Below are 13,622 nucleotides of genomic sequence, written 5' to 3'. Positions count from 1 at the left end.
TCATTCCGGGATGGCGGATGGGGGTACTACCATCGCTCCCACTGAGATTTGGAACTGATACTGTATCTGCTCCACGGGGCCGGTCCCGTACTTGATGATCTTGTCCAGGATAAAGGCCAAACAGCCTTCGCCAGAACCCCGGTGGAGAAGCCATGAGTCACCTGAATGGGCTGGATTGTCGTGGTATTCCCGGACGCCTGCCATGCACAGGAATGGCGTATGTTCCGCACTGTTGGCCTGGAGGAAGTCCGATAGCGACAGAGCTTTCTGCTGCATGAGGACCGAAATCATACCCGGTGGGGTTCCGGGTAGATGCGGTCGTCTGAGCATACTTAGCAGTAAATCCTTGCGGGCAACCGGCCGGCGGGTAAAGGGGTCGACGAAGACTACCGACGGAGGTCGGAGGTCGTAATTGGAGAAGTCGATCTCGACAGCTGCACCGATTATCTGTGGCCTTATCTTGGGCGGTGCGAAGATGAAGAAGGCAGTAGGGAATCTCGCCTCGATCAGGAAACAACCCTGAGCCCGGTAAGCGCCCGCTTGCGTTTGGAACCAGCCGATCTGCCGATCGAATTTCGCTCGCGAGACCGCAGGGTCCACAGTCTGGATTTCAGGCACCTGCTACACCCGCCTTCAGGCTGAGGAACAGGGTCACAATGTTCGCGAAACCGAAATCGCCAACTTTTTTGTCCACGTCGAGCAGGTTGCCGGCCTCATCCTTGAATTCCCAATTCTCGGCCGGCTGGGCGACGTTCTGCGTGTTCTCAAGGGCTTTGGCACGAACGACGTGAAGCGGCTGGTTGGGATTGGCTTCGACCTGCGTGGGCTGGCCGTTCACCACCACCGTGATCTCGATCTTGCCTGGCCCGCCGCCGTGATCGCCCTTACCCGAATCCTTCGACATTTGTCCTACTCCTGTGGCTTGCCAACCGGCCCCAGGCGCTTGTGCCCACCCGCTAGTGAGACCGGCGATCTTCAATCGTCCACTCGGCGCCACGGGCCGCGAGTACGCAAAAGACAGGGGATAAGCTACCGAATCGGTGCTACCTTCTTTTATGCGTGACTTGAGCGGCAAGTAAACGGGCTGAAATTGCGCTTCACAACTATAATCGATTAGAGCAATACGAAAATATTGGCGATACACCTATTTCATGTGCTCTTTCACGCGCCTGCTCCACTGACGGCCCCCGTGCAAGTCCGCCGGCCGGTATGATTTCAGGTTCGATTGGGCGGGCGCTGTGACGGTTTGGCTGCGGCGGCTCCTAGCCGCTGCAATCTTGACGGAGGGTTTATCGAATAGGCAATCACGCGGAGCTTTAGAGTTGGTGATCCGAGCTCGGCCTATTCGAAAGGTGGCTCGGAAGCAGGTCGCCGTGACCAACACCGGGTACCGGGATAGTCGCGACGAGAAGACGGGACTGTCCGGATTGACGTGAGTGGCTGCACCAAACCGTCGTCCGGGTGTGCCCGAAGAGTGATGTTATCCAGCTAACTTGTTGCGAGTGGAAAGAGTAGAGTTAAGCGACTGATAATGCAACATTATCATTCGTTGTTGACGCACGACAGGCTGTGCGTTTTGGCACAAAAGTCATGGCCATAAGCGCACCGGCACTTTACTCTCCAAATCATGATTCGCCTTGATCCCGCGACCGCCAGCTCGGGTGCGCCGCCCTCCGTTCCGGCTTGGGCGATCACAAGCGCCGGCGCGCCGAGCGACGGCGCCGCCGCCTTCCGGGCCGGCGCCGCCCTGGGTGTCCTCGACACGCTCGCCCGCGCACAGCCTGCCTGGGCCGGCGTTTGGCGGCAGCGGCTGGCGCTGAGCTGCGCCGCCGCCAGCATGCGGCTCGCCGGCCGCGCCGAGGACGCGGCCGCCTTGCGCGACGCCTGGTATCTGCGCCCAGCCGGGGCCGACTCCGGACCCGCGGGCACCATCTTTGGCGCCTGGCGGCAGTTGGCCGGACAGCCGCCCGTCGCTACCCCTGACCGGCTCGAAAAGATACTCGACCAGCTCGGGTTCCATTGGGAGAGCGCGGCGCTCGCCGACCTCTGTAGGGACATTGAAAACCTGGCGCGGTCGCAGCGACCGGCGCCGTTCGCCGCCGCGGCGATCGTCGCTCACGTCGTCGCCATGAGGCCCGATGCCGAGCTTTTTGGTTGGTGGCTCGCCGACCTAGTGCTGGCGCAAAGCCTGGGGTGGCCGCAGCCCCTGCCGCTGCTGATGGCTCAGGCCTTTGGTCCGGCTTTTCGCCCCGACGGCGGCGGCAAACGCATCCGGCCAGGGGACAAGAATTTTGAGCGGGCGGTCTGCGTCGCGCTGGTTCACGCTGCGGCCGATGCCTGCCGGCTGGCCACCGAGTTGTCGCGCCGCGCCGCAAAACTCCTGGCGGTGGCGCCGAAATTGCGCTCCAAAGGCGCCGGCGAGGTGGTCTTCCTGCTGTTCAACGAAGACGCCGTCTCTGGATCGCTGACGACGAAGAATCTGTCGCGCTTTGCATCCCGGCGGCTGTTCGAGCGGCTGCAGCAACTGGAGGCCGTGCGCGAGCTCTCCGACCGTCCCACCTTCCGGCTGTTTGGACTCTAGCGATGAGCGAAGCCTCTGCCCGCCGCAAGTCGAACGATCAGCCGGCGCTGCTTGACACCGAGCTCGATCACCTGCCGCCAGAACTGCGCTGGCGTGAGTGGATGGGCCGGGTGGAGGCGGTGATCTTTGCGGCAAATGAACCAGTGACACGCAGTGTCCTCGCGCGGGTGGTGGGAAGGAATTGCAATATCGAGCTGGTCATCGACGACATCCGCGCCGAGCTCGCCGGCCGCCCCTATGAACTGGTCGCGGTCGCTGGCGGCTGGCAGCACCGGACCAAGAAAATTTTTGGCGACGCCATCCGCGCCGCCTTCGGCACGGCAGCGGGCGAGGGGGCAAAAGAACTGTCGCAGGCGGAGGCACTGGTTTTGATGTGCATTGCCTATTTCCAGCCGATCACGCGCGGCGAGCTGTCTAGCTTTTTCGGCAAGGAGGTGTCGCGCGACCTGATCGGCGTGCTGCGGGGGCAGGACCTCATCGCCTCGGGGCCGCGCTCGCCGCAGCCGGGCGCGCCATACACCTATGTAACGACGAAGACTTTCCTGTCGCAGTTCGGGCTCGACACGCTGCGCCAGCTGCCCGAATTCGAGGCACTGGAGGATGCAGGCCTGCTGTCGAAGGAGAAGCTGCTGGCCGGCGACATCGTGCCGGGGTTTTCTTCCAACCATCGAAACGCCCACCCAGAGATCGAGGATTGACTGTCCGGGGCGCGTAGCAACCGCCGGCAGTTGCGTGTCCGAAATGTGTGCAGCATTCACCGCTGCATTCTCGCAATCCCGCGTACCGCGCGTCTTGGCGGCCACCCGGCTCCTCGCAGTGAAACGCCCCGACCTCTTCGTCTGCGTGAACGGTGGCAACACGGCAGGTCTCGCTACTCCCTCTCGTCTGCGCCCACCACCATCGGGTTGAAGAACTACTGGGAGCGGGTGATCGACCCCATCCAACAGGCACCTTGGTACAAGACCCCGCGCCCCACGACATGGGAAATGGAGATGTGGGATGTCCGTGTTGCTATGCTCGATGCTATCTACTACCAGCCAAAGCCCATTGAGGGCCCAACATAGGGCTGGATTACCCTCTTACTCGCCGAGCGTTCTTTATGGACGAAAACGAGACTTACCTGTGGTGCGGCGTCTTCCGCGATCTCAACTCGGAGGCCCGACTGTCGCTGACCCAACTCGTGATTAAGGGTGGCGCCGTCAAAGGCACCCCGGATCAAATTGGTGCGCGACTGGGGCGGACACGGACGCTGGCGCTACTCCGCGTCAAGGCGACTGACCGCATCGTCGGCGTCGCCACGCTAAAAAACCCCCACTCCGGATACCGGGTAAATACGTTCGCCGCAGCGGCGGCTCCGATCGCAGGCTACGAAACTGCGCCGGAGTTGGGATATGTTGTGATCGCCAAAGAGATGCAGGGCAAACGGCTCTCCGGCGGCCTCGTCGAGGCTATCCTCAAAGAGCTCCGCGAGCCTGCCTATGCCACGACCGACAGCAACACCATGAGAAACAATCTTGAGCGGTCCGGATTCACTAGGGCGGGGCGGGAATGGCAAGGCAAGAGGGGTACACTCTCGCTCTGGACGTTCGTTCCTCGTCAAGGGGCATGACCTTCTGCGAGAGATGCGCGAGGAAGGATCCTGCCGGACGTCTCATCATAGTCCGTTTGAAGAATTTGCCCGGCTTCACTGAGTAGGAATAGGATGACGTCGTACTGCACTTTCCTCATATTCAATCCCACTCACGTTGAGGCAGTCGATTTTATGTGCTCGGCTGCGGGCTGGAAAATTCGCTTTATTGCCGACCCGTCAGAACGATTTTGGTTCTACAAAAATGGGGTGACGGAAATCTCGCATCCTGACGCGCTCACTATGCGGCCGACCGGCTCTATAGCCGGCCAACTAATGGTCATCGATTCGGACGAGACGACGGCCAACAACATCATTGGGCTGGTTCGTGCGGCGAACGACGTTATCGAAGGAAATTACAAGCAAGACGCCCCATTCCGCCGAGGTTTTGAACTGCCTGACGATCCATCTGAACAAACAGGCGTTTTCTGCGATGTGTTTCGGAGTCATGGTTTCTTTGAGCAATTCAGCCATGATCCCGACTTCCCGCTTGCAGTGGCGCTGGCTGCAACTGCGTGGCAGGACAGACGTCTGGTGTATGCGATCCACAAACTATCGCGAAGCTTCGAAACGGAGAGCATCACATGGTGGTCAACCCACCCTAGGTATGGCCAGATCTTCGACAAGCGCTCCCAGCTCCACTCAGCTCACGTAAACACCTCGATAGCAATCAATCTTGCCTTCTCAGCGATTGAAGAGATCAAACTCCAAGTGAAGTCTAGCGCAGCTAAAGCGCGGTTTCTGGCGGGCGAGTGGAACCCTGCCGTGTTGAAAGATATTTTGGATAGACTCCAGGAGGCGGGGATAGACGTTGACCAAAAGGTGAATTGGATCGTGAGGGGCGAGATATCCAGGTCGGAAGATAGGATCAAGCCAACGCTTGGGGCGCCGGCTCCGTATAGCGACGGTCAAGTTGTTCGTGATGTCGAATTGACAATCCCCGACGCACTCCACATCAGTAGCTTCATTCGAAATTTCATGACGGCACATGGATTCAGCGATTCCTCTGAATTCCTTGGCCCGTATGAGGTTTTCAACGTTGAAAGTTTGGCTCGCCGGCTCATCCTCTCGAAAGCTCAATTGTGGAATGTCAGTACCGACGATATTTTACGGCGGACCAGTTCTGAAAATTGACGGCTAACCCATTCTTCCCGTGCTAGATCGTCAAGGAAATGCGGCTTGGCGGTAGATGCCTGCTGCGTGAGCATTGATCGCCGCTCAGCCATTGCCACAGTCGTCGGACATTGACGAATGCTCCTTAACCAGAAGGCAACGCATCGTTACCAATACGCTCGATTGCGATCACGGGTCCTGCGAAACCCGATCCGGAAAACTGACCGCCTAGCCGTCGACGTCGTGGAAAATTAAGCCAGGTCCGTCAGAGGGCAGTACTGCCGATTTCTCCATCGAGGTGGGGCTCCAGGCCGAGCTATCAGGAGCCGATTGTAGGGACTCAAGTTCTTCGATGTGGACGTCGATCTCGGCGTAAAGTTCGTCAAAAGAGTCGTCGCTTTTCAGCTCAAAGTAGGCCTGCGCGACCTTCAGATTTTCCTTGAATTCCTTGTACATGCCCGGCGCGTCCTCGGAGGAAAATCGACTAAATTCACCGAATACGCTGGGAATGTCTGAGAGCCATTCCTTACGAAACGCCTCGGCGTAGTCGGCGAACTCAGCATCCTTGAATATCTGTCGGAGCAATGTGTCCGTCAGCGGCTTGGCGTCCAGCCAAGTGATCGATTGCTCGCGGATGTCCGCCACCATTTTCTGGCGCACTTCTTCCGGCAGAAGGCCCCACGACGCCAGGGCGGCGATCAGGAGTTTTCCGCCAAGCGCCTGACCGCTCGCAGGCGCCCGTGCGGCCCACTCCAAAATGTCTGGCCGGGCCTCCAGTACCATGGCGAGAAAGGCTCTTTCACAGCGTGCGCCTAGGAAAGACTTCAACGATTCATCCAAAGGGCTGGCCTTCAGCCGCTCGATGAGCCCCGGGTAGAGAGCGGGAGGGACCCGGATCCGCCCGTCTTCTGCTGCCTTTGAATTACACGCGACTTCACCGAGCAGGCGGTCGAGTTTAGCGCCGTGAGCATAAAGCTCTACCAGTTCGGGCGAGGCTGCGACGAGGGTGGCGAAGGCGTCGGTAATCGTTGGATGGCGGAACACCCACCGGTTGCCATCATCCTCCGATATTAGTCGGGTCAAACTGTCGTTGAGATGCTGCATCGCACGAGCCAGATCGGCGGGCTTTACGCCCACGAGACGAGTGACCATTTCGAGAGCTGGACTCGCGGTGATAGGGGAGGGTACTCCGGCTTGCGAATTCAGGAAGATGAGGGCGACTGCGGCGCGGGACGCGTCGTCCAGCTGCGCCAGCACCTCGGTCAGGAACTCAACCGGGTGCTCCACTAGGCGCGTTAGACGTTCCTCGCCGATGATGAGGTTCTTGGTGAAGAGCGGATCGCCAAGCCGGCGAGCAGTTTCCGGCAAAAACGCTTTGCTGACGGCGATGGCGGGGAGGAATGGCTTCAGGCGATGGCGTATCTGCTGGGGCTGGGCGCGGCGAACGTGATTGTACAGCATCTGAGCTCGCTCCTCGTCGGAGAGCGCATGGACGTTGACAACCACTTGGCTTTCCTTGAGCAGAGAGAAGGAACTTGTTTTCAAGTGGGGTTTGGCGGCCTCCCAGATGTAGTTGCGGGAGGTGAAGACGATACGCGCGCCACCTTCGACAGCGGCGCGCAGGGTACCAAGTTCGGCATTCCAGCGGCTCATCCGAGAAGCGTCGAAGTGATTGGGACCAAACGCATCGTCGACCCAGAGGAACTGCCTCTCCCCCGGGTGCCACAGGTTAAGCTGATCCGGTGAGTTGATCTTCAAGGCGCCCAGGCAGCCGTCATCGATGGCGCCGAGCGCCAAAATTGCCGCGATCGTGGATTTGCCGGAGGCGGGGTCGCCCAATAGAATTACAAAGCCGTGTTCCTGCAATGCTTTCACTGCCGACCGGTAGGCGTCCGTCGGCACGAAGCAGCTGAGGTCGGACCCCATCGATTCCAGAATGGCCTTGGCCTGCTTGTAACCATGACCGGTTATGATGTGGGACAAGTCGCCGATGCCGTAGACGCGGGGCACCAGCATGCGCAGCTTGGGGTTCTCGGTCAGCTGCTGGATAATCCATGTTCCGCCGAATGTGCGGCATCTCTTGACGCCCGCACCTTCAAATGCCGCGCAGATCTGAGCGTCGGCATCACCGGAAACGCCGGCGTTGGTCAGGATGATGTAGTCTTCCGCGAGGCCATCAGCCGCAAGCTTTTCCGCTTTGGGCAGTTCGTCTTTTAAATCGGACAGAGCTAGGTTTGCTCCCGGCTTTCCAAGAAACTTGCATTGGATTGTTGACTTGGAGGTGGCACCGTCCGAGTCTTCCCAGCGCCCTAAGAACGCGGCGTCGCGTCCGCCGTCATTCGATCCGAGAAACGTTTGTACGGGCCGCTTCAATATCTCCGCGGCTACGGCAGCAGCTAAGTCCTGGAATGCCTTCCAACCAAGTGCACTGAGGTCGTAGCTCATAATCCCGCACCCCGTCTTCGATGTCTTAGGCCGGATCAAATCAATCTGCCAAAACTGCACTAATTCCCTTGCGGATCAACTACTTCGAGGGTGCGCTAGGCTCTAATTTCGAATTGGCTGCCCAAATGGCCGTCTGCCCCTTTTTGATTCAAGGCGGCCGGTGGTCTTAGCCCATCCCTGCGGCCTTGCGACACAGAACTGGGTCATCGCAGTTCCGGAAATCTCAATGATCCTTGTCAGCTTTCGCGGCTGCGTCTTCTCGGCGCTTCAGCTGCTTCTTTCCAAGTTGGCGTCCCTCGTGGAGGAATTCGAATGGAAGCGCGTCGAAGACTTCGCTCAGATTTGCGGGATCGTCACGAGCCCAGAGATAGAAAGGATCGACAAGTTCAAGTATGGTCAAAAGCCTGGCCCACTGAAGGGGCTTGGGGGACGAAAGCAGAAGATCACGGTGAGCCATCGCTGTCGTCTCGAGGCGACGTTGACGAAGCGCCATTCGGGCGGCTTGCTGCACAGCGGGCGACGAGTCTCTCGCCAGTCGGTCAAGCCAGGGCAGAGCTTCGCCAGGGGGAACCACAGCCGCTAACTGTGCGGCTGTTTTGCGGTCGGCCGCCGGCAAGGCGCTCGCGAGAGGCGTCACCAACGCCGCCAAAACATTGCCTCCCAAGTGCGCACGCAGTCTGCGCTCGAGCTGGAGGCGCAGCGACGGTTTTGCATGCCGATAACGCTCGATCAACTCGGGGCCGGCCCGATCGGGATTAATTTCAAGCATGAGGTCGCCCGCTACGGCGACCGCATGGCGACTGAGCAGGCGCTGTGCAGCGAAGTAGGCCTCGTCAGGTTCTTCTTTCCGCAGATAGTCGATCGCCGCGATTACATTCCCTCGGTCGAAACCAGAATAGCGATAGCTCGCGCGCACCAACTGTTCTTGGGCCCAGCCGTCGCCGGCCTCGGCAAGCAGCCGCAGCTGACCGCCATCCACCACGAGATGACCATTCGCGCGGGATCGTTGAAGGTACTCCACCACTGCCGCTTTGCCGCTGGGATGTTCGACGAGTGCCGTCAGATACCTCCTTCGCGACGCGGAAGCGCTACCGAGGTCTTGGCTCGACAACCAATCGATCACGGCCTGTCTCGCGCCATCGTCGCCGACCTCGGCCAAATACGTTGCTACGAACTGGGCCTCGTCGTCGATCCGTTCCGCAATCATGTCTCGAGCGATAGGGAGTAGCTCAGGGGTGTAAAAGTGAAGCGCGCGGAACGAAGCCAGAGTCCGGTGCCGAGTCTGCTGCTTTGTCGCTGGCGCCAGATAGATTGCCACCAGAGGCTGCGCCTCCTCGGCCCCCCCGAGGAAGCCGGTGAGAGCAGCCGCTATGTCGAGTGACTCGATGTCGCCCGATGCTAGCAGATCAGCAATGCGAGTACGCAAGCCCGACATGTCGCGATCGATCGAACAGCGCATCCCCACTGCGTTGACGTAAATCGGGGTGCCGGCACGAACCATCGCTTCGAGCTGCTCGTCGCAACAGTGCACGGCCAGTGCTTCCATCCGCACGACCTGATCAAAGGTCTGATTCTCAGGATCACCGGGCGACTTTGCGAGCGCCGCCGCGACCCGGTCATCGTTTGTCCAGCGCGCGGCGATGAACCCGTCCTGGCGACCAAAGACGTTTGGTCGACTGAGTTCAGCAAGGACCAGATCGTCATAACCGGACCCACCGATCATTGCGAGGATACGCTCACACTCATTGCCCGTGTTATCGCGAGTCATCGAGATACGGCCCCGCCGTGCGGCGGCGAACTGCACAAGCTCCTTCTCCAGCTTTGTACCTGAGCGCCTGCGCAGGGCTTCAAACTGCCAGCGCTCGCTAAGGCGCGGCAGGAAATTCAAGGGGTGGTGCAGGCGCCCTTCATGAGCATCGGTGTTCGCATTGCTTTCACTAAACACGCGGAGCTTTTCGGCGAAGGCGTCGAGCACCTCATCAAGGGTCCGCGCATCCATCGCCTCGGGATTGAAGCCATAGTACAAGACGGTATCCGTGAGCGGGTCGTCACCGGCGTGGGCGCGTGCGCGAATTGCGGCCGCAAGACCATCGGGATCCACCGCCGCCAGTTCGTCAAACCACCAGTTCGCCGCCCCCCATCCGTAGCTGTCGGTGCCTTCCGCGATCTGGCGAATTGCCTCGTGCGGTGCAACACGGGCGCGGCTTCGTAAGACGCGAGCATGCGTCCACTCTCCTGAGCTCGGGGCGGCATCCAGCATCGGAAGGAGTGACGCTTCTTGAAAATGACCGATCGCTTCGATAAGCGCGGCGCTGGGAGTTGGCATAAGCGCCACGATACGTTCACGGTGCCTCTCCCAAATTTCGGCGGCGAGGTCGCTATCGACTGTCTTCTCATCCTTGAGCATCCAGAGCAGTTGACTGACCGCGATCTCGTTGGTCTCGGTAGCAAGCTTGGGGTCTAGCCAACCTGGGTTCGCGCTTATGGCTACGTGAAGCGCCTCCGAGCTCAATTGCTGCGCGAAGATTGCCTGCGAGCGGGTGTCGACGTCCGAAGCTAACCTCGCCTGCTCATAGGCGAGAGCGCGTTTGAGATGCTCATCCCAAATGGCGGTCAGCGCGGCTGGCGCTTGCACCAAGCAGGCTGCACGCAGCCCTATGTCCACCGCCACCTCATTTGGAGACGCGACCTGGCGGGCGATCAGGTCGCCAACCGGCCCAGGGTCGGATGCCGCAACGGCCGCGAGGGCGTGCGGGACGTTGCGTAAAATGCCCAAGTCCCGCTCGTCAAACGTACCAAGCGTAAGAACCTCCAGCGCGGATAGTATCGCACCTCCGAGACTGCCGTAGCCGTTCCGCCATTGGTCTTCTGAGTGGGTATCCTCAGGAAGCCGTGCGACATGTTCCTGGATGAGGTCGGCAACGAATTCGGGCTCAGATTGACGCGCGAGCAGCCAAAGCGCGTCGAAATAGACATAGCCGAGACGCGATCCAATCGGTTCTTTCTTCTTTGTCTGGAGCCCGTCGATGGAGGCGAAAAGCGCTTCAGCTTGCTCGGCTGAAAGCTCGTCCTCCTGAATATTGTCCGCCAACGACTCCGCGATCGCCCAGTTCAGCATCCGGTCTGCAGCAAACAGGAAGCGATCGGGCACTGGCCGGCGAAGCAGCCCAACCTGTTCAAGCCTCAGTACCGCGTGATCGTCGAGGTTCACCGCATGGAGGTCAGTGACGCGCCAAGGATAGTAGCCCTTTCCGGTTAGAAGCCGAGCAGCGAGCGACCGCAACGCATATTTGTCGGTTGGATGATCAGACTGCTCACGTGCTCGCAGACTTGCATACTCCCAGTAGGCGCTGAAGAGTTCATATTCAGAAACGCCGGCCCAGGATGCTCGTTTTGGTAGCTGCACGAAGATGCTCGCGTGGACCGGCTTCAGGAGCAACTCGAAGACGTCGTCCGGCATCGTCTCCAACGCTTCTGCAAGGTCGTGGTGCCTCAAAAAGCGGTGTAGATCCGCACTGCGAAAATTGCCGATTTCGATGATCTGGACTCCCTCACGGATCGACCGGATCACGTTTGTGATGCGCGGCTGTGCGGAGACTACGATGCGGACGCCGTATTCATCCCACTTCGATCGAGCCAGCCTCTGCGCGAACTCGCGATCCTGAACATCGTCAATGTAGACGGTTAGCCAGTTACCGTTTTCGTCGCGAAACGCGTCCCCTAGAACCTTTGCGACGACCGCGATCGTCCCGCGGTCCGGATGCGCCGGTTGCCAAATCCGTTCGCTGATACAGTTGACAACGTCTTCAATCTTGGTGGGCGAACGCATCACAATGGCGAGTTCGCCACGCGCGATCTGGTCGAACGCGAGTTGGGCGAGTGTCCAGGTTTTTCCCTGTCCGGATTCACCGGAGAGGATCGCAAAGTTGGAGACCAGTTTGGGAAGTGCTAGACGAGCTTGTTGAGAAGGCACGTAGCCAATCAACTGGGCGTCCTCGTCTACGTGGCGGGCGAGAAGAGCTGGCAAGGACTGAATATGAGCGAGCAGGCGATGGGCCTGCGGATTAATCAGGGTGAGCAGTTCCGCAGGTGTCAGCTTCGCGCCATCGGTTGCGAGCGTCATTAACTGCCCAAGCAGCTGGAAACGCTTGTCACTGGCGACCTCGTCTTTCCTCAGCAGTGGTGTTAGGGCCTTGTCGATTGCATCCTGAGTAACGTCGGCGGCAATGATCTCGATCTCAAATCGGTCGAGCAGGTGTCGCAGCTCGGCATTGACTTTGATAAGACCGGCGGCCTCTGCCAACCGCTGTTCGAACGCGATGGTTGTGAGACGAGCGTTGCCCCAGCGATGCTGTCGCTCCGAGCTTTTACCTCGGGAGGCGATATACGCTTGGAGCGGCGCGAGGCCCTCAGCGTTATTTGTCACGAAGCGAAACTGCTGGTCGGCAGCCAGTTTCACGGCCTTGAGCAGATCTGGAAAGACTTTCGACGCGATTTCACCACTTGTCCATTTGCGACGGCTGGCGCGCATCTTTACCTGCTCGACGATGTCACTCGCACCGCCAACGACCTGATGATCGCTGCCCTCAGCTGGCTCAAGGTGGAGGACCATTTGTGTGCCGTCGGCTAGCGGCGACAGGGTCAGGGTCATGTCCAGACCAAGCTTGATGCTCCGCAGAATCTGAAGGAGGAAGCCGGCGATCGCCCGTCGTCCGGCCGTTTCTGAATCCAGGTTGATGCCGATCAATCCTCCGGTTGATGGCACGAGCTTATTCATATCTTTTTTTCCGGCGGCCGGCCCGACACCTTCTGTCAGCCCAGTGGATGGTCCGCTACCGCGTTGGTTCACCATGGAAATGTCATAGCCGTGAACACCCATCGACCCAATCCCTGCGTCGAAAAATACTAGTGCAATCCGTCAGAAATGACGTTGACAGATATGGCGTTTTAGAAGCTGTCGAGTAGAAGTTGTTTAATGGGGATCGTGCTCTATCGACAATACCGGCAATCTTTGAAGGTTACGCCATTCACTGGCCGATATATGCCCTACAACTGGTCGAGCTTGCCCAACCCCCTGGACGCCCAATGGATGGCGTATTCGTGGATGCTCGACGAATTCGGTCGTGAACTGGCCAATACAGTCAATGGATTTACTAACGACGTTCACAGCCTGACGGCTTGGTCGACTGTTGTCGAGCCGCTGACGCAACAGAGTCAGTTGGAGGCCAACCGCGAATTCATCGACAAGCTTGCAACCACCGCAGTGAACCTTCCCTATGTTGTGAAGGGGCGCTTTGCGTTCGCCGCGGCTCACCTGTGTCACCAGGCGAACATGCTAAAGTTTCCAGCTACTTGGCGCGACGACCTGCCGCTCGACTGCGAGATCTATCCTCACGTTGCTGACAGCTATGGCAAATCGTGGAAAGGCTACAAGCGGCTGAAGCGCGCGCTTGATGCCATTGGCGCACGTGCCTTTCGCGATGGCACCGGGGACTTCCGCCACGCCTACAATCATCGCTTCTCGCCGCGGTTCGTGGTTGGGATGACTCAGTTCGTAACGCGCACCGTCAATGCGTCTACGGGGCGGGTTCGTTACGGATTCGGTGGACGTTGCCCGCTTGATCTTGCCAAGATTGTGAAGCTGCTGGAGCAAGAACAGATGCGCTTCTACGCGGCCTTCGAGAGCTTCCAAGAACTCGTACGCGAACACGAAAGGGCAATCCGGGATCACGTCGAAGCCAAGCTTTGATTTCGCGTTCGACTGTGATGCAGATGTTCTATCCAAGCTTCGACTGCCCTTTCATGCGCGCGCTGCAGATTTTTCGTAGCCCAGTTATTGAACTCATTGGGGATCGA

At 59.2% G+C, this 13,622-nt stretch carries 9 protein-coding genes; 5 read left to right on the top strand and 4 right to left on the bottom strand.

Annotated elements, in window-relative coordinates; all coding sequences use genetic code 11:
* The gene (locus A3A9_RS0137380) at positions 1-618 is read right to left on the bottom strand and encodes a putative metal-binding protein (RefSeq protein ID WP_027033386.1); all 618 of its coding nucleotides are present in this window, start codon (positions 616-618) and stop codon (positions 1-3) included.
* Positions 611-904 carry a DUF2604 domain-containing protein gene (locus tag A3A9_RS0137375; protein WP_027033387.1) on the bottom strand — a complete coding sequence of 98 codons (294 nt, stop codon included), beginning with the start codon at positions 902-904 and terminating at the stop codon, positions 611-613. Before A3A9_RS0137375 ends, A3A9_RS0137380 begins: the two co-directional genes overlap by 8 nt.
* A 723-nt stretch (positions 905-1,627) precedes the next feature.
* Between A3A9_RS0137375 and A3A9_RS0137370 the strand changes: the two genes are divergently transcribed.
* The 4 genes from A3A9_RS0137370 (at position 1,628) to A3A9_RS0137350 (ending at position 5,342) form a co-directional block, all read left to right on the top strand.
* A complete protein-coding gene (locus A3A9_RS0137370; protein ID WP_027033388.1) occupies positions 1,628-2,581 on the top strand; it encodes a DUF1403 family protein in 954 nt (317 codons plus the stop codon).
* Between the two features lie 2 nt (positions 2,582-2,583).
* A complete protein-coding gene (gene scpB, locus A3A9_RS0137365) occupies positions 2,584-3,279 on the top strand; it encodes an SMC-Scp complex subunit ScpB (RefSeq protein ID WP_027033389.1) in 696 nt (231 codons plus the stop codon).
* A 401-nt stretch (positions 3,280-3,680) separates the two neighbouring features.
* Positions 3,681-4,190, top strand: coding sequence for a hypothetical protein (locus A3A9_RS0137355; RefSeq protein ID WP_027033390.1), 510 nt, complete (start codon positions 3,681-3,683; stop codon positions 4,188-4,190).
* A 93-nt stretch (positions 4,191-4,283) separates the two neighbouring features.
* Positions 4,284-5,342 (top strand): hypothetical protein, encoded by a 1,059-nt coding sequence (locus A3A9_RS0137350; RefSeq protein ID WP_027033391.1) that lies wholly within the window; start codon positions 4,284-4,286, stop codon positions 5,340-5,342.
* 207 nt (positions 5,343-5,549) lie between these two features.
* Here the strand turns inward: A3A9_RS0137350 and A3A9_RS40965 are convergent, their stop codons facing one another.
* The gene (locus tag A3A9_RS40965) at positions 5,550-7,766 is read right to left on the bottom strand and encodes a hypothetical protein (RefSeq protein ID WP_152536314.1); all 2,217 of its coding nucleotides are present in this window, start codon (positions 7,764-7,766) and stop codon (positions 5,550-5,552) included.
* Positions 7,767-7,989: 223 nt separating this feature from the next.
* Positions 7,990-12,645, bottom strand: coding sequence for a hypothetical protein (locus A3A9_RS0137340; protein WP_032925927.1), 4,656 nt, complete (start codon positions 12,643-12,645; stop codon positions 7,990-7,992).
* Positions 12,646-12,741: 96 nt separating this feature from the next.
* Between A3A9_RS0137340 and A3A9_RS0137335 the strand changes: the two genes are divergently transcribed.
* On the top strand, positions 12,742-13,515 hold the full coding sequence (locus A3A9_RS0137335; RefSeq protein WP_027033393.1) for a hypothetical protein: 774 nt from the start codon (positions 12,742-12,744) through the stop codon (positions 13,513-13,515).
* Positions 13,516-13,622 lie beyond the last annotated feature (107 nt).

Source organism: Mesorhizobium loti CJ3sym, assembly GCF_000472785.1.
Classification (GTDB): domain Bacteria; phylum Pseudomonadota; class Alphaproteobacteria; order Rhizobiales; family Rhizobiaceae; genus Mesorhizobium; species Mesorhizobium loti_E.
This window is presented reverse-complemented; position numbering and strand designations above follow the sequence as displayed.